This is a genomic window from Mesorhizobium sp. WSM4846, from assembly GCF_055811415.1.
This window is the reverse complement of record NZ_JBVVPZ010000001.1, coordinates 389,837-406,789: the sequence shown is the minus strand read 5'-3', so window position 1 is coordinate 406,789 and position 16,953 is coordinate 389,837. Positions and strand designations below refer to the sequence as shown.

Below are 16,953 nucleotides of genomic sequence, written 5' to 3'. Positions count from 1 at the left end.
ATGTCGGCAAATGGCGCACGTGATCGGTTGGTGCGTTCCGACTTCAGATTGCCTGATGAGGCTCGGCAAGGTCCGGCTGGGGTGGAGAGACGAAGTTCCCATTCGTCCCTTGAACGGGGAAAACGCGCCAGTAGCAGGCAGTCAAATGTGTGTTCTGGAATGACTGCAATTGGCGCGACCGCGCCCGTTGAACGCGCTGCCCCTTCCACCAACTAACGGCCAACGCTATTCCCGCCGAGCCCAGGGCGTGTCATATAGCGTAGCACGCTCCAGCTCGCTGAGCAGGGCCTCGGCCTCTCTGACGTCGGCGGTTTCGAAACCCTCGGTGAACCAGTCGCGAACGGGTGTCAGAAAACCGTGGGCTTTCTCCCCGGCGCCTCGCTCTGCCCACAGGCGTGCGAGCTGCGTCGCAGCTCGCAACTCCCACCATTTGGCGGCCTGCGCCCCGGCAGTCTCTACCGATTTGCCGAAAGATTCCGCCGCCAAGTCGCTGTCGCGACCAGGCTCGCGCAAAGCAAACTCCCCTTTCAGTCGGTACAGCTCGGCATCAAACCAACGCTCGCCGGTCGAAGTCGCACGCTCGAACGCGTCGTCGAGCACACGTCGTGCATCTTCAACGTTGCCACTACTAAGGTAAGCCTCAGCCAGAATGGACTCGAAGTACGGCATCATCACCAGGTAACCGGCGTTCACGTCGTGCTCGTAGCAGGATTTGAGGGTCTCGAGGCCTTCGGTTGCATTTCCTTCAGCGATGAGTGCGGCAGCTCGAAAGCCCCGTCCCTTGTTCAACATTGCAGGCATGGCCTTTTCGGACGCGAGAGCAATCAGGCGCTCGCTGTCGCGCCGAAGGGCGAGCCAGTCTTTGCACAAGTGGTAGTAGACGCACGTGTTGGCGAGAGCCAACACGATCGCGAAGGGCTGGCGCGTTTTCTCCGCAGTTTCCAGACCCTGCCGGCACCGCCGGTACCCCTGCTCGGGGTAGCCCAGAATGAGCAGCGTCCGGGCAAGGTAGAGGATCGGTCCGGCGTCGGCGATGTCCGCACCGAGCAGAGGGTCCAGGTCAGGTGCCCTTGTCGAGACCCGCTGCTCCAGGAAAGAGCGTGCGGTGGCAAAATCGCCCATCCAAAGGGCAACGAATCCGGCTGCGTCCGCTCCGATTGGGCCACCCTCGCCGTATGCGCGCGCCGCCGCGCGCATCAGCTCGTTGGCGACTTCGCGCGCGCGATCGAGCTCCGCGCGATTGTAGTAACAGAGAAACTCGCCGTAGCCGGCCGGGAGGTTCTCGTGCTCCGCTCCCGTTTGCCCTGCCAGGAATCGGGCGCGAGCATAAGCGGTGCCCGTTTCAACCGCCGCCGTGCCCCTAGCCGCCCGGAGCGCATCCCCGAGTGCAAGGCGGAGCCCGAGTTCAAATCGGTTGCGCTCCAAGCCTTCCGGCAGCGTTTCGAGAAGCGAGAGACCGTTATCGAGCTGGTCCAGCGCTTCCCTTGTCGCCGAGCGCATGATCGCCGTGCGTGCCGCAGCCTGATAATATGGCACTGCCTGCTCGACGAGCCGGCTCTGCCGTAGTGGCCGGCGACGAGTTCGGGATGAGCTGTGGCAGTGTCCTTGAATCTCTTGACCAGCGCGTCGGCAATCGCGCCATGCAGTTCCCGGCAGCGGCTTTTGAGGAGCGATTCGTAGGCGGCGTCCTGAATGAGAGCGTGCTTGAAGATGTGTGCCCGGCTGGCCGCGGTGCCGCCGCTCAAGATTAGCTCGGCTCCGATCAGTTCCGAGAGCGCCGTCTCCAGTTCACCGGCAGGCATGTCGCTCACGCTCGCCAGCAGCGCAGGAATCGAACTCCCGCCCAATCACGGCACCGACTTGCGCGGCATGCCTTGCGGAGGGCGGCAGGCGGTCGAGCCGAGCCATCAGCGCGTCCTGAAGTGTCACGGGAACCGTGACTGCAGGCAGAGATCCCAAAAGGTCGAAGTGATCTCCTGCGTCGACAAGGACGTTGAGATCGCGCATCGCCTTAGTCAATTCCTCGATGAACAGCGGAATGCCGTCGGTGTGCGCGACGATCTCGTTCAAGACTTCCTGCGGAAGACGCTTGCCCGCAACGGCCTCGGCCACTGCGGCCGCCTCAATCGGATCGAGCCGTTCGAGCACGATCCAGTCAACGTGTGCGCCGCTCCAAGCCGGCTTGAACTCCGGCCGGAAAGTGACGAGCAGCAGCACTGGCAATTGGGCGATCCGATCGTTGATCCGATCGACCAGTTCCAGCGTCGTCGGGTCGAGCCATTGTGCGTCCTCGACGACCACGAGCAGCGGATGCCGCGTCGCGAGCCCCTCAAGCCAGTTCAGCAGCGCTGCAAACGTCATGGCCCTCCTCTGCTGAGGGGTCAGATCACGTAACGAATGCTGCTCGCCGGTTCGAACGCCGAGCAGATCGGCGATGACAGGGATGGCGCCGCTGGTATCGGACAAAGCCCTTCCTAGAAGAAGCTCGAGCTTCCTGAGCTGTGTTTCGTCCGGGTCAATGCTTGCAAACTCCGCGGAGCGCCGGATTTCCGAGATGACGGGCCGTAGCGCCGAGTTCGCGTAGTACGGCGAGGCGTCGAAATGGATTTCCTGGAGCCGGTCCCCTCTCAGTCGATCCCCGAGAAAGCGCACCAGTCTCGATTTTCCGATCCCGGGCTCCCCGGTTACGAGGACAACCTGGCCCATCGTTCGCCTGACCCGCCCCCAGCGCTCGAGCAGCAGATCGATCTCGCGGCCTCGGCCGACGAACGGCGTGAGCATCGTGCCGTGAAGTCCCTCGAACCGACTTTCACTGCGCCCGATGCCGTGGACCCGCCAGCGGGCTACCGAGGGGCCGATCCCCTTGATCGGCTGCCTTCCCAGGTCCTCCAGGTCGAAAATCCCTCCGACGAGGTGCCGGGTGGTTTCGGAAATCACAACTTGGTCCGGCCCTGCCGCCTGCTGCAGCCGTGCTGCGAGGTTCGGCGTCTCCCCGACGATCTCGTCCGGGCGCTCTGCCTGCCCTTCCCCTAGGCTTCCGATGACCACCAACCCTGTGGCAATGCCGATGCGTGCACGAAGGTGAGGAACCTCTTGCGTCTTGATTCCACCAGCTGCTGCCACAATGCGAAGGGCAGCCTTGACCGCCCGTTCAGCCGCGTCCTCCTGTGCCTTCGGCCAGCCGAAATATGCAAGAACGCCATCGCCCAAGAACTTGGCGACGTGCCCCCCGAAACGGTCCATTTCTTCGGTTACCGCGCTTCGGTAACGCCGCATCAGCGCCCGCAGTTCTTCGGGGTCGAGCTGATGGCTTAGCTCGGTCGACCCGACGAGGTCGACGAACATCACCGTGAGCTGCCGCCGCTCTGCCTCTGTCGGGGCGGATAAAGGCAGCGCTGTCTTCAGCGATGCGGATGCGCCAATGGGCGCCGACCTCGAAACCAGGGCCAGTGAGGCAATCGCATCGAGCAGCTTGCGCCGGTGACCGACGGAGGTCACGCCGATTCCCGTCAAATCCTCGGCCGTCAGGTGGGCAAGAACCTCTTCACTAATATCGTTGTCGCGGAAGGCCTTCTCGTATTGTCCCAGGCCGATACCGCGAAGCCAGGTGGCGACGTCCACGTTCCCCTCCTGTATGAAAGTACAATCATACACCAAAAGCCCATCATGGACGCGTGAAAACGGTCCGAGAAGTCGATTCGGCCTCAGCCTGAAGGTCCACTTTAATAGGACCAGAAATGTCGGGAAATGGTGGCGCAAATGTCCTTCCGGAACCGGAACTGATGACCCATTTCTCTCCTTCCGCCATATGGACTCGGATGTCCGGATCGGGTCACGAATGCTGGTTCCGGCTAATGTCGGCTTCCAAGAAGTGAATTCGACTCCGGAAGGTCTCGAAAGGGTCAAACTTCGCCGTACCCCTTCTGCGAACGAGCGTCCGCATCGGGGTGGAATGTCGCCATTCGTCGCGTTGATGGAACGAGCAAGTAGCGCCAATTGCCGACCTTCGCACGGCTAAATGCGAACGTCTTGTACATGCCGACGTGTTGAAAAAGTCCGCGGCCGATCTCTTATGGACGTTTTCGTAGAATAGTGTTCTGCCAAGGCGCCGATCGTGAGTCCTGATTCCGGGAAAAGACCTTGCCTTTGAAATGTGGTTCTGTCGACGGCACTTGTTTTGCTGTGCGACGGATTTTTTCAACACTATCTACCTGATGCGGACGTTCGTAGCTTCGCTAGTCTTCTACTTCGAACGACGAGGAAGCCGGAGCGGATGATCTCCGTATCGGAGCGCGTGGCGGCGCCCGGGATCGGTTAGGCGGTTGTCAGGCGCACCGTCACCTTCGCCCGCTCGCCCGTGTATTGACCTGGCGCTTGAATCCTTCGAACTGCTCGCCCTAGAGGATGTAGGCCAGCATGGGCAGGCCGAGCGGCCGGAGAAATTCGCGATTCAAGACTGGCTCCGGCCAAAACCGAACAAGCGCTTGGAGATGTTCCGATAAATCGGAGTTCGGTGACTGCTTTGGAGCCCGGGCGGCCGACGGATCGGTCCCGCCCGGGATGAGCTTCGTCAGAGCCGTTCGAGCGTCAGCATGCCCGGATCGCCCTTCCAGGCTTTGGAAAGTTCGTCCGCGGCCTTGGTTTCGGCGGCAGCATCGCCTTGGGCCTTCGCCGCCTGCTGCAGCCCGAACAGCGCCCAGGCGCTGCTGCGTGCGCGGTCGAGCGCCGCCACGAACTCCTTCGCCGCGTCCGCCGGCTGACCATTCTTGAGGAGGGCGGCGCCTAGGGACTGCCTCACGGGATAGTACCAGTACGGAGGCTCCATATAGGGGATCGAGTCCTCCGTTTCGGCCGCCTTCTTCCAGAAGGCTATCGAGCCGCCGACGTCGTTCTCGGCCTGCGCAGCGCGGGCGCGTACGACATCTTCGGCCACTTGCAGGACCGACAATGCCGGGATCCCCCAGGCATCGTGCACCGACCAGTCGGTTTCCTGAGCGATCTTGTGGATGGCGTCCGCCTCTGCTCGGGCGCCTGAGGCGTTCTTCTTCTCCGCCAGGGCGACACCGCGCGCATAGTGCCACATCGACGTGATGTAGGGCGGTGCGCCGGCCGGCTCGGCCTTAGCCAGGATCGCATCCGGCTCGGCATATTGCGCCCAGGCAAAATACGGAGCTGCCTTCACCGGCTGCACGATCGGAATGGCCGTCGCCACCTCGTTGGTCAAAAAATTGTCCAGCTTGTCGGCCTCTGCGAGCACCGTCTTCGAGTCACCGAGGAGCTGGGCCGAAACCAATACGAAGTGCACGTTGTGGGAATAGTAGCCGAGCGGATAGACACCGACCGCGCCAGTCTCGGCGAGATACGTCTCGTCCACTTTCGAGGCAGCTTCGTTGGACTTCAGCGAATCCGTATAGCGGCCGACGCGGTAGTAGATATGGCTCGGCATATGGACGATGTGTCCGGCCCCCGGCATCAGCGCTGCCAGTCGATCTGCGTAGGGCTCGGCGCGCTCCGGACGATCCGATGCCTCGACAAGATGAATGTAGAGGTGAATCGCCATCGGATGGTCAGGCCTCTTGGCGAGAACGCCTTCCAGCCGCTTCTGGACGTCCGCGGTGCGGCCCTTGGGTTCCTTGCCGCCCGGCTGCCAATAGTCCCAGGGCTGCGTGTCCATGCCGGCCTCTGCGGCCAGCACAGCGAGCTCGAGATCGTCAGGATATTTGTCGGAAAGCGCCGCAGTTGCATCGGCGAAGGCGGCGTTCAGGGTGTTTCGATCGGCGTTGGGATCGTCGGAATACCGCGTGGCGACCGCCTCGATCAGTCCCCGCTCCTTCTCGGTGGCACCGGATGAAAGCGCCTGCGCCTTTCGAATAGCAGCGATCGCCGGTACATTTGCGGCGGGATCCATCGGCACGTTGATGTTCGGCCCCAGGATCAGCGCCTCGCCGAGGAAGCACATCGCACAGTCGGGATCGAGACTTTGTGCCTTGCGGAAGGCGCGTCGCGCCTCCGCGTGATTGAAGTTGACGGCGAGCCGCAGCCCCTGGTCAAAATATTTTTGGGCATCGGCGCTCTTTGTGCTGATCGGATAGCTCAGGGAGCCCAGGTCGTCCCACAGAGGCGGCTGGGCCTCCTCGTAAGCCTTCATGTCTTCCGGGGCCAATGATTGGCCGGCAGCCGCCAGGACGACGCAGTGTCCGACGTCGAGTTCCCCCGGCACCGGCACTTTAGGCGCCGCAAGCTGCACCGGACTGGCGCCGACGTAAGCAACGGCAGCGCCGGTGCCGAAACTCATCAGGACAAGCGCGGTCCATCCCGCGCTTGGCAGGCAAGCACGCAGTTTCATGTGAACCTCCTGGCGTTCGGTACGTTCGCCCACCCCCGATCAGCCCTGTCTCTGCCAATTCTCGATCGGGGTGGTGCGGGCGATGATGATCCGCCTCTTGCCGCCGTTTGGCAACATATTTCCTGTTGCTATGTAGCTGCGATTCAGATGTTTTCTGCTCAACCTCGCCGCGCTCGCATGCGTTGGTCTGGCAGACCAGAGGTTGCGCGAGCCACCGATCCGATCCGCCAAAGGCCTTTAGCCGTTGCACCAATGCCGCGATTGAGGACCGCAAGGTCGGGACCGTGGCGCACAGCCGCCGTCTGTTGGCGAACAAGCGGGCGTCGCTCTTGGGTCAGCTTGAGACCTTGGTCCCACTGGGCTGAACGTCCGCTATCGTTCTTCAGACGCCAAAAGCCGCCATTCCGCTTCCGGCCCCATTGCGGTCATTCAAGGGCTTGCTACGGAGTGACCGCTTCTGGCGCGACCTGCTCGTTCTGGCAGATGAGCCGAACAGCAGCGTCGCCGCGTGAGGTTCGCGACATCCGCATCGCGGCCGCTTCAAACGGCTTGATGTCGCCTTATTTGGTGTTGGAGCAAGCTATCGTGCTAAGATCGCTGGTCGGCACCGTGCTACCTCTAAGGCAACGCGGCTGCAAGTGCCGGTTCGTACGCATGAGTATACTGCCAGGCTGACCGCAGAAGACAATGCAAAGATTTTCTTGCCGCAGATTTTCGCAAAAGCAAGGAGACGTTCATGAGCGCAAGTGGCCGATATCTCCGGAGCCTGATGGCATGCATGCTTGCCTGTGTCTTCTGGGTGGATACCGTTTCAGCGCAGTCGAATAACGCCGGCTGTACGTTCAGACTGGTAGCAGGTGCGTCCCGACAAATTCTGAGATGCCGGGAAGGCCTTACCATCATTGCGGAAGATGGCGCTCGTTTTGCACTGGTGGACCGTGATCGAAATGGTAGTGCCGATGCGGTCAGATTACGACGCAAGGCGCTGTTGCTCGATGCTCCAGCCGGCAGGGTCCGGGGTGGCTTCGCTGTCGTCACCCCGCAGGCGATCGCCGCGGTGCGAGGTACAAAATGGGCAGTCGACGTTGCCCGAGGCAAGACGTCTGTTTTCGTCGTCAAAGGTCGCGTCGCCGTGCAAAGGCCGGCGTCCAATGCTGGTGTAGTCCTCGGGCCGGGCGAAGGCGTCGATGTGGAAGCCGGAACAGGCACACTGACGGTCAAGCGCTGGCCCGCCGCACGTGTTTCGGCTTTGATGGCCCGTTTCGGTCAGTAAGCTAAATGAGCGGGCGAGCGCTTCAGACGCTGATCGCGCTCGTTCTGGCGGGTCTTTGGGGGGCCGGCCTTGGCTTTGCGCACTGGCGCGGCAACATGTGGTCCCTCGATCGCGTCGAAGCGACGATGACGGATCTTCGAACGCTTGTTCGGGGAACCACAAAGCCGCCGGAGCTGATTACCATTATCGCCATAGACGACGAAGCGGTCCGAAACGATGGCCGCTATCCCCTCAGCCGCGCCACGCTTGCCCGGATTGTCGATACGATAGCTCGCTTTGGACCGAAAGCCATTGCGTTCGACCTGCTGCTGGTCGATCCCGGGACAAAAGATGATGATGAGGCGCTCGCGCGTTCGCTGCGTGGGACTTCAAGCGTAATCGCTGCTGCAGCGGTCTACTCGGGAGGTAAACAATCGATTGCAGTCGAGGGCGATGGCCCTCTCGCCCGAGTGCCGAATGCCGAGCGGTTTTTGTGGCCCCTGAAAGCGTTCTCGGATATCGCCGCTGTCGGCGTCGTGAACGTGGTTACCGACTGGACGGGAACGCCTCGGTTCGTCCCGTTGCTGTTTCGGGCCGGAGATCGGACTGAAGCGTCTTTCTCCCTGCGCGTTGCCGCCATGGCGGTGGGAGAGGATCCGGGAATAGCGCCCGACTATCTATCTCTGGGTGGACAGCGGATTCGGACGGACATTGGTCACATACTCCCTCTGACATTCTATGGCCCCCGCGGCACGATCCGCACGATCAGCGCCACGACGGTGCTGGGCGGCCAAGTCGATGGCGGTATTATTCGGGATCGAATTGTTGTGATCGGAGCAACTGCAACCGGCGCCGGCGATGTTTTCCCGACACCGTTTGATCCCGTGCTCCCAGGCGTCGAGGTCATGTCGACGGCCATTGCCCATCTGATGACCGGCGACGGCATAGTGCGAGATCAGTACGTTCGCCTTGCAGATGCCGGCTTTGCGGTGGTGCTGCCGGTGGTTCTTGTGGGGCTGTTGGCATGGCGTCGCAACGCCGTCGGCCTTGCAGCGATCGTCGGCGTGGTTGCGATCTGGTTCGTGGTCAATATGACCGCATTCTCACACCATATCTGGCTGAGCGCGGCGTTGCCGATGGCCGCCGCCGTTCCGCCGGCTATTTTGTTCGGGGCCGCGCAGCTTTGGTTGGGCAGGAACCAGGCCCAGTATTTCGCCACGCAGAGCGAATTGCTTCAACGAGTTCAGGCCCCGGGCTTTGCGGGGTGGCTTGCGGAGCATGGCGACTTTCTCCTGGAACCTGTCCGGAGGGACGCCGCCATCATATTCATTGACCTGTCCGGTTTCACCGGACTGAGCGAAACATTGGGGCCGAACGCCACACGCGAACTTTTGAACACGTTCCATGCGTTGGTGGACGAAGAGGTGACAAAATGCGGTGGCGTTGTCACGAATTTCATGGGTGACGGAGCCATGATCCTGTTCGGTCTACCGGAAGCAGCGACAGATGATGCCTTCAATGCCGCCCGCTGCTGCGCAGCGCTCTCCAGCCGTACCAGCAACTGGCTCGTCTCGCTGCCCGCATCAACTGCATCTAGGCTCGGCTTCAAGATCGGAGCGCATTACGGAACAATCGTTGCGTCGAGACTCGGCGGCAAAGGCCGTCAGCACATCGCGACGACGGGTGATACGGTTAACGTCGCCAGTCGCTTGATGGAGATCGCGGCCGACCAAAATGCTGAAGTCGCAGTGAGCGACGAAATGCTGCAAGTCGCCGGCCGCGACTGCGAGTTGTTCAAATCTGGTGCTCTAAGAGGACCTGTGGAAGCACAGCTCCGCGGGCGTTCAGGCTCGCTCGCAATCTGGCTGTGGCAGAGTTCGCAGACGCTGCAGGATACCAGGCCCCGTGAACAATGATGGTATCGGAATGTCTGAATGGCGCCCGTTTGGCCGCGACACTTCGAATCCTGCCTGAGGCCTCGGCCAACCCGAACGGGAGATTCTGAAAAAATCCGCATTGATGGAAGGCAGCTTCGGGTCATGGGCGTGAATTCGGCCGGGGGCGAACGAGCTTCCGCTTAGGGTCGTATCAGGCTGTAGCGCGAACGGCAGGTTTGGAGAAACGCAATGAAGGTCGGCAAATGGCGCAACCGAGCCGTTCGGCCGATCCCCGGCGAATGGCGATCTCCCCACCCGCAGCCGTCGTTCTTCCGAATCCTTTCCGCAACGTCTAGGCTGAACCGAAAGGGGGATTTCGATGCATCGCCTTCTCATCGGCGTGGTCTGTAGTCAGGCAGGAACGTAGGTCAACCTGATGACTTCCCCGCCGATTCGCTCGCTGGCCACAAGGCGGAGCGGTGGCCGAGAGCCGGCGAAGAAGGGCTTGCCGCGACCAAGCACCACGGGGTGAAGGTAGAGGCGGTATTCGTCGATCAGACCCATTTCTGTCAGGCTTTGCGCCAACTCTGGTCCGGAAGCGGAAATCTCTCCTGTTAGCTTGGCCTTTAGCCTGCGTATCACTACCTCGACGTCATCCGCGATAAGCGTGGCATTGGGACCGACCGACTTCATCGAGCGCGATACAACCCATTTCGGCTGGCGCCGCCACGCCGCCGCGAACTCGTGTTGCTCCGTACTCCACTCAGGACGGTCTTCGTCCCAATAGCGCATGGCCTCGTACATGCGGCGACCGTACACACTGCCGGTCAGGTCGCGCACGTGCTCTATCCAGTGACGAAAGAGCGCGGGACTTGGCGCAGGTAATTCCTGGTGGTCGACATAGCCGTCGAGGGACTGGTTCATTCCGAATACGATCTTCGCCATGGTGCAAAATCCCCCGTCGTGTCAGGTATACAAGACGAACGACAGCCAAGCGCCTCGACGCATGCCCGAAATTTTTTTCTTGTGGGGGTCGTTGCCCCGTTCTTGTCGCAAGATTCCCGAGTTTTGAATCGGTTCGCGACTGATATTTGCGACGTCGCAAAACCGGATGTTCCGCGACGATCCGGCGAACAGAATGCTTTGCGAAATTTTTATAGCAAGCTAAACCGCGCGAAACGTCTGCGCCGCAGGCGAATATTGCGCTGTAAGGTACTTGGGTTCCACATTTGGGTTAGGGGCCGGGCTTCGGAACCACTTTTTTCAGACGTCGAATGTCCCTACTGCACCGTCAGCTCGGCTCGCTCGCCGGCTGTGATAGTCACCGTGCTTTCCTTTGAGCTGTTGTCCAACATTTGCGAGACGACGGCGTACTCGCCGGCCGGCAGCGCCGCCTGATATTTCTCGTCAAAGGCGTAGCCGAGCGATTTGCGGTTGCCATTGATGTCCTTCTTCGGATCGAAAATCTCGATCTTCGAAGCTCCTGGCGCGGTGATCGCCAGCACGCCGGCATTGACGGCGATGTTCAGATCCTGATGCTCACCGGCCTTGACGCTGAACGGCTGCTCGACGACGGCAAGGTCGACCGTCGCCGTCAGCACATAATCATCGGGCGGCAGATCGAACTTGCTGTCGGGGCCATAGGCATAAGCCACCTCTTGCCTCGTCCCGTCGATCTTCTTTTTTGCCTTGAACACCTTGAAGCCAATGCCCGAGCCCTCGGCCTTGTCGCCGCCGGCAATGTAGTAGGCGTTGGCAACGACATGGCCGACGCCGACGACGATATCCTTGTCGATGATCTTGCCGGCAGTGAGCGGGATGGTTTCGGTAACCTCGCCCTGCCCGATCCTGACCGTGACTTTCTGATCGCCGGCCGGCAACACCACCTTTGTGTCGCCATAGTAGGTCGCGGGCATTTCAACGCCCGGATAGGCGATCACGACAGCCGCACCATCGGCCACATCCGCTCCCTCGCTTGGCCGCGGATGAATGATGAGCGTACCGGCATCGAGCACAAAAAGGGGCTTGTAGACCTGGCCCGCCTCGACCGTGATCTTCTGTTCGGTGCTGGCCTCGCCATGGCGCGCCACGACTGTGTAATCGCCCGGCTCCAAATTGCCTTTATAAGCTCCGTATTCGGTGGCGACGTACTCGCCGCGCGTGCCGTCGGAGTTTGCCTGGTGGATCTCCCAGGAATTGCCGTCAGTGACGAGATCGCTGCCCTCGGCGAGCACCACGGCGGGGATGAAGTTGAACTCCGGTTTTTCCGGCGCGGCGGCCGGCGGCGGCGCGGGCGCTGGTTCGGGCGCTGGTGCAGGTGCGGCGGCGATGGTCTCGACCAGCGCGTCCTGCAGCGCCTTCTCATCCGACGCCTGGATGTATTTGCCGCCGGTGTTGTCGGCGAGGCAGGCAACCTGCTTGCCCTCTTCCGCGGTCAGGCCGAAGCCGACGACGTTTACGGTGAAGTCGACACCGGCAGCCCTCAGTTCCTTGCCGAGCGCGCAGGGGTCGCCTTTGCAGGTCTCGAGCCCGTCGGTGATCAGGATGACGGTGGCCTTGTCCTCGGTGTATTTCAGCGCCTCGGCCGCCTGCCTGACGGCTGATGTCAGCGGCGTCTTGCCGAGGAATTTCAGGCTGTCGGCGGCAGTGGAAACAGCACCTGCCGAGCCGGCCTGCGGCGGCACGATGAGCTCGATGTCCTCGCAACTGCCCTTCTCGCGATGGCCATAGGCCATGAAGCCGATTTCCTTGTCGGCGGGGACCGATTGCAGCACCGTTCGCAGCGATTCGCGGGCGATTTCGAGCTTCGGCTTGCCGTCGATCTGCGCCCACATCGAACCGGAGGCGTCGAGAACGATGACGACACGGTCGGCGGCAAGGCCGAGCGTCGTCATCCACAACAGGAGCGCCGCCGCAACGATGCTCCGTGCAAGTCCCGCCATGAAATCTCCCCCCAGTCAGTGGTCGCCAGTTCGTCGCAGCCAGTCAGCTTCTGCCAGCCGGCCCATGCCCGCCAGTCCGTGCCGCCGGGGGAAGCTATTTGACGCCGCGTCAGGATACAAGCCCGGGCGCCGGGGCACGTGGCGGGGCTGACTGCGCCAAAGCACTCAATATGTCGTGCGCCGCTCTTCGGAAGGCGGCCGGCCAAACTGCAGCCGGTAGCTCTGGGCAAAATAGGAGTGCGAGGTGAAGCCGGTGGCGATCGCCACGTCGAGGATCGGCATGTTGGTCTGGCGCAGCAATTCGCGCGCCCGCTCAAGCCTGAGCCGCATGTAATAGCGGCCGGGCGTCACACTGAGGTGGCGCAGGAACAGCCGCTCGACCTGGCGCACCGACAGGCCCGCCGACTTGGCGAGCTGCACCGCCGAAAGCGGCTCGTCGAGATGGTCGGCCATCAGTTCGACGATGCGGCGCAGCTTTTCCGATTTGCCGGTCAGGTCGCGTTCGGGGCCGACGCGCTGGCGGTCTCCGGCGGAGCGGATGCGTTCGTGCTGGAACTGGTTGGCGACGCCGTTGGCGAGGCTCGAGCCGAAATCGCCGCGCACGATCTCCAGCATCAGGTCGATGGAGGTGGTGCCGCCGGCGCAGGTGTAACGCTTGCGATCGATCTCGAAGACATTGCCCGTGCAGTTGATGTCGGGAAACCGTTCGACGAAGCCGGCGCGGTTTTCCCAGTGGATGGTGCAGCGATAGCCTTCGAGCTGGCCTGCCTCGGCGAGCAGATAGGAGCCGACCGACAGTGCGCCGAGCGCGTTGCCGCGCCGGCCCCAGCTGCGCAGCGCCGCCAGCACCTTGCTCTTGCCGGGAAACTCGGTCGTCAGCCCGACCGAGACGAAAAGAATATCGACCGGCGGTAGATCGGCGACAGCGTAGTCGATCTTGAGCGGCAGGCCGTTGGAGGCCATGACGGCATCGCCGTCGGCCGACACCGTCGTCCAGCCATAGAAGTCGTGGCCGAGCAGCCGATTGGCCGACCGGAACGTGTCGATTGCGGCGGCCAGCGAGAACATGGAAAACTTGTCAACCAGCAGGAACCCGAACTGCCGGCCGCCGTGAATGGGATCATTGGTGACCGGCCGCTCTGGGGGAACAGTGAGGTTCGGCAAAGCTTTGGGCTTTCCAGGTTCAGAAAGACGGCCGTTTCAATCCGGCCGCGAGATAGGCGGAAGCTAGCGTGTTGGCCATCAGCATGGCAATGGTCATCGGTCCGACGCCGCCGGGCACCGGCGTGATGGCGCCGGCGGTCCTGGCCGCTTCCGCAAAGGCGACGTCACCGACGAGACGGGTCTTGCCTTCGCCCTTTTCTGGCGCCGCGATGCGGTTGATGCCGACGTCGATGACGGTGGCGCCCGGTTTGACCCAGTCACCCCTGACCATTTCAGGTCTGCCGACAGCGGCAACGAGAATGTCGGCGGTGCGCGCCAGTGCAGCCAGGTCCTTCGTGCGGCTGTGCGCGACAGTGACGGTGCAGTTGGCGGCAAGCAGAAGATTGGCCATCGGTTTGCCGACGATATTGGAGCGGCCGACGACCACCGCATTGAGTCCGGAAAGATCCTTGCCGCGCACACGCTCGATGAGCAGCATGGAGCCGGCCGGCGTGCAAGGCACGAACGCCGTCTCCAGTTCGCCGGTGCCGAGCTTGCCGACATTGATGAAGTGGAAGCCGTCGACATCCTTTTGCGGCGCTATTGCCTGGATGACCTTGCCCGCATCGATATGGCCAGGCAATGGAAGCTGCACCAGGATGCCGTTGATGCCGGGATCGGCGTTGAGTTCGCCGATGATGGCAAGCAGTTCCTGTTCGGATATTTCCGCCGGCAGCGTGTGCTGGACCGAATGAAAGCCGCATTCCTTGGCGGTGCGGGATTTAGAGGCGACGTAAACCTGGCTCGCCGGATCCTCGCCGACGATGACCACGGCGAGACCGGGCTTGTGCGCGCCCTTTTCCATCAGTTCGATCGTCAGGGCCTTGACGCGCCGCACTACGCCTTCGGCAACGCTTTTTCCGTCGATCAACTCGGCCATCAACCATCCTCAACACGTTCTGCTTCGGGCGGCATTCTCACGAAAATCCGACCGGGCAATCCCGTCAAAGCGCCGTCTTATGCCGCTAACTCGAAACCGATGGCTTTTATTCTATTCGGCGCTCAGAAATAGCGCCGCGATCGGCTTTCGGTGAGTTCGCGAACCGCTTCGCGGAATTCGCGCAAGCTGGCTCGGATTTCCTCGATGGAGGCTTGCTGTTCAGCGGCTTTCGAAGCCTGATCTGCCTCGTCCGACGAGGCTCGCCGATACTGCTGCTGCGGATGAGGCACTTGCCCGGCATGGGGCGGAACGGGCGGCGACGCCTTGTATGCTTTGTCTTCAATGGATGTCCGGCGCCCTTCTGCCCGGCGGCGCGGCCGCGAATCGGCGGTTTCGCGCAAGCTCGCATAAGCGCCGCGCATGGCGCCGAGGCCGACACCGGAAGCAAGCCCTGCCAGCAGGCCGGCAAGCACCGTCATGGCGCGCGACGGTCCGTTTGGCTCGAGCGGGGCGAACGCCTTGGAGATCACGTTGATGTTGGCGGTGTTGATGTCCTTCTGCTCGCCGGTCTCCTTAGCGCGGAGAAGATATTGCTCATAGACGGAGCGTTTGGCGGCGGCCTCGCGCTCCAGTTCGCGCAGCGTGACCAGATCGCTGTTGACGTCGCCGCTGCGGACCTTCAACTGCGCCAGCCGGGAGGCTAGATCCTGTTCGAGCTGCACGGCGCGCCTGAGGTCGACCTGCAGCGACGAGGCGATGCGGCGCAGTTCCCCGGCGATACGCTCGCGCGATCCGGCAAGCTGGGCATTGAGCGCCTGGAGCTCGGGATGGCGCGGCCCGAGCCGGATCGCGGCGCGGTCGGCCTCCTGCTTGAGTGTCGCATATTGCGAGCGCAACTCGCTCATGGTGTTGGAGTTGATCTCCTCCGGCAAGGTGCCGCTCAGAACCGAATTCACGTCGATCGAGCGCGCCGACGCCGCGCGGGCGTTAAGTTCCAGCGTGCGCGCGCGAGCGATCGCCAGCTGCTGGTTGAGCTTGAGCATCTCGTCGTCGCTGATCAGATGGCCTTGCGCGTCGACGAGGTCGTGCGCTGCCCTGAAATCCTCGACCTTGCGCTCGGCCGCTTCGACGCCCTTGCGCAGCTCGTCGAGCCTGCCCGTCAGCTCGTTGGTCGCGCGGCCAGCGGTGTCGGCCTGGATCTGACCGAAGGTCTGCAGAAAAACATCCGTCATCGTGTTGGCGATGAGCGCCGACTTCTCGCCATTTTGCGTGGTGGCGCTGACGGAGATGACAAAGGTCTTGCCGCCGCGCTCGACCGCAAGGCTCTCGGCCAGATTGGCGACGGCCAGCGCACGGCGGCGGCCTTCACCGGCAGCCGGCCCGTCATTGCGCGACAGGATCGATCGGATGACCGTCATCATCCCCAGGCCATCGGAACCTTGCCCGTTGAACTCCGGATCATTGACCAGATTGAGCTTGTCCACGACCTTGTTCAGAACGGTACCGGAGGTGAGCACGCGAACCTGGTTCTCGACAATGGCCAGCGTCGCGTCGGACGCAACCACGGATTGCGTGAGGTCGCGGTCGGTGAGCTTCAGGTCGCGCGGGTCGACGATCAGCTCTGCGGTGGCTTCGTATTTCTTCGGCGTCGACAGCGCGATGGCGACGCCAAGCGTGGCGCCCAGTATCGTCATGGCGACGATCAGCAGCTTCGAGCGGGCAATGCCGCGGACGACCTGCATCGGGTCGATCAACGGCTTCCATTCTTGTCTGTCGTCATCCTGACGGGAAGACCGCCGCTCGTCATCTGCATATCCGGGTTCGGGTGCGGCATATCGAGGTTCGGGTGCGGCGTCTCGAGGCTCGGGTGCGGCGTATCGGGGGTCGAACGCGGCGTATCGGGGGTCGGCATCGGAGCGGCGGCCCTCGGAAACAGCGGCTGCAACCGGCTCCTCCCGCTGCCTGGCGTATCGAGGATCGAACGCGGCGTCGGCATAGTCCGCTTCAACGGCGTCGTCGGTCTCAGGCGGCATCCGGGCGGCCGAGGCCGATGCATCCTCGGCGTGAAACCGGCTTGTTTCATCGTTTGCCGATAACTCCGGAGTCACCCAGCGTTCCGGGGTCGCCGAGGGCTCCGGGTTTGCCGAGACTTCCGGATGCGCCCGCCCCTCGCGCCGTAAGCGCGCGACACGATGGCGCGTTGCGGCATCGTCGCGCCATGACGGGTCTGCCCGGTCCCCGATCGCAACCAGCGATGGTTCTTCTTCGCCGCGCAACGCCTGGCCGAGCGCCAGCAAGGACCGCTCGCGCTTCCAATCTTCACGGTTTTGCCTGTCGACCATTGTCGTGGAGCTTGCCCTTTGCGGCTTGGACGCGCGGTCAGCCATTCGTTAAACCACGCTAAACAAGCATAGGAAACAAAAGGTTAATTTCCCAGCCTTGAAGACACGGTT

The 16,953-nt window shown here is 62.3% G+C and carries 10 protein-coding genes; 2 read left to right on the top strand and 8 right to left on the bottom strand.

The genetic code is table 11. The features are described from left to right. Nucleotides 1-225: 225 nt before the first annotated feature. From AC0L15_RS02020 to AC0L15_RS02010, 3 genes are all read right to left on the bottom strand, one after another. A complete protein-coding gene (locus AC0L15_RS02020) occupies nucleotides 226-1,536 on the bottom strand; it encodes a hypothetical protein (protein WP_473495840.1) in 1,311 nt (436 codons plus the stop codon). A 252-nt stretch (nucleotides 1,537-1,788) separates the two neighbouring features. Then, nucleotides 1,789-3,621 (bottom strand): AAA family ATPase, encoded by a 1,833-nt coding sequence (locus tag AC0L15_RS02015; RefSeq protein ID WP_473495839.1) that lies wholly within the window; start codon nucleotides 3,619-3,621, stop codon nucleotides 1,789-1,791. 949 nt (nucleotides 3,622-4,570) lie between these two features. Further along, on the bottom strand, nucleotides 4,571-6,346 hold the full coding sequence (locus tag AC0L15_RS02010) for a hypothetical protein (protein WP_287246257.1): 1,776 nt from the start codon (nucleotides 6,344-6,346) through the stop codon (nucleotides 4,571-4,573). A gap of 736 nt (nucleotides 6,347-7,082) precedes the next feature. Between AC0L15_RS02010 and AC0L15_RS02005 the strand changes: the two genes are divergently transcribed. Beyond that, nucleotides 7,083-7,619 (top strand): FecR domain-containing protein, encoded by a 537-nt coding sequence (locus AC0L15_RS02005; protein ID WP_473495838.1) that lies wholly within the window; start codon nucleotides 7,083-7,085, stop codon nucleotides 7,617-7,619. 5 nt (nucleotides 7,620-7,624) lie between these two features. Beyond that, on the top strand, nucleotides 7,625-9,514 hold the full coding sequence (locus AC0L15_RS02000) for a CHASE2 domain-containing protein (RefSeq protein WP_287246517.1): 1,890 nt from the start codon (nucleotides 7,625-7,627) through the stop codon (nucleotides 9,512-9,514). Between the two features lie 372 nt (nucleotides 9,515-9,886). On the opposite strand, the gene AC0L15_RS01995 is transcribed toward AC0L15_RS02000, so the two are convergent. The 5 genes from AC0L15_RS01995 to AC0L15_RS01975 form a co-directional block, all read right to left on the bottom strand. Then, nucleotides 9,887-10,420 (bottom strand): dihydrofolate reductase family protein, encoded by a 534-nt coding sequence (locus AC0L15_RS01995; protein WP_287246516.1) that lies wholly within the window; start codon nucleotides 10,418-10,420, stop codon nucleotides 9,887-9,889. Nucleotides 10,421-10,755: 335 nt separating this feature from the next. Further along, entirely contained in the window at nucleotides 10,756-12,417 is a 1,662-nt protein-coding gene (locus AC0L15_RS01990) for a vWA domain-containing protein (RefSeq protein ID WP_287246515.1), read from the bottom strand. Between the two features lie 165 nt (nucleotides 12,418-12,582). Further along, the gene (locus tag AC0L15_RS01985) at nucleotides 12,583-13,581 is read right to left on the bottom strand and encodes a GlxA family transcriptional regulator (RefSeq protein ID WP_023800286.1); all 999 of its coding nucleotides are present in this window, start codon (nucleotides 13,579-13,581) and stop codon (nucleotides 12,583-12,585) included. 19 nt (nucleotides 13,582-13,600) lie between these two features. Further along, nucleotides 13,601-14,500 carry a bifunctional methylenetetrahydrofolate dehydrogenase/methenyltetrahydrofolate cyclohydrolase FolD gene (folD, locus tag AC0L15_RS01980; RefSeq protein ID WP_287239909.1) on the bottom strand — a complete coding sequence of 300 codons (900 nt, stop codon included), beginning with the start codon at nucleotides 14,498-14,500 and terminating at the stop codon, nucleotides 13,601-13,603. Nucleotides 14,501-14,622: 122 nt separating this feature from the next. Further along, entirely contained in the window at nucleotides 14,623-16,887 is a 2,265-nt protein-coding gene (locus AC0L15_RS01975) for a GumC family protein (protein WP_473495837.1), read from the bottom strand. Nucleotides 16,888-16,953 lie beyond the last annotated feature (66 nt).

What these genes read in the sequence shown, in the direction of transcription:
- AC0L15_RS02010 (WP_287246257.1), bottom strand. Translation starts at nt 6,346, where the DNA reads ATGAAACTGCGTGCTTGCCTGCCAAGCGCGGGATGGACCGCGCTTGTC.
- AC0L15_RS02005 (WP_473495838.1), top strand. Translation starts at nt 7,083, where the DNA reads ATGAGCGCAAGTGGCCGATATCTCCGGAGCCTGATGGCATGCATGCTT.
- AC0L15_RS02000 (WP_287246517.1), top strand. Translation starts at nt 7,625, where the DNA reads ATGAGCGGGCGAGCGCTTCAGACGCTGATCGCGCTCGTTCTGGCGGGT.
- AC0L15_RS01995 (WP_287246516.1), bottom strand. Translation starts at nt 10,420, where the DNA reads ATGGCGAAGATCGTATTCGGAATGAACCAGTCCCTCGACGGCTATGTC.
- AC0L15_RS01990 (WP_287246515.1), bottom strand. Translation starts at nt 12,417, where the DNA reads ATGGCGGGACTTGCACGGAGCATCGTTGCGGCGGCGCTCCTGTTGTGG.
- folD (WP_287239909.1), bottom strand. Translation starts at nt 14,500, where the DNA reads ATGGCCGAGTTGATCGACGGAAAAAGCGTTGCCGAAGGCGTAGTGCGG.
- AC0L15_RS01975 (WP_473495837.1), bottom strand. Translation starts at nt 16,887, where the DNA reads ATGGCTGACCGCGCGTCCAAGCCGCAAAGGGCAAGCTCCACGACAATG.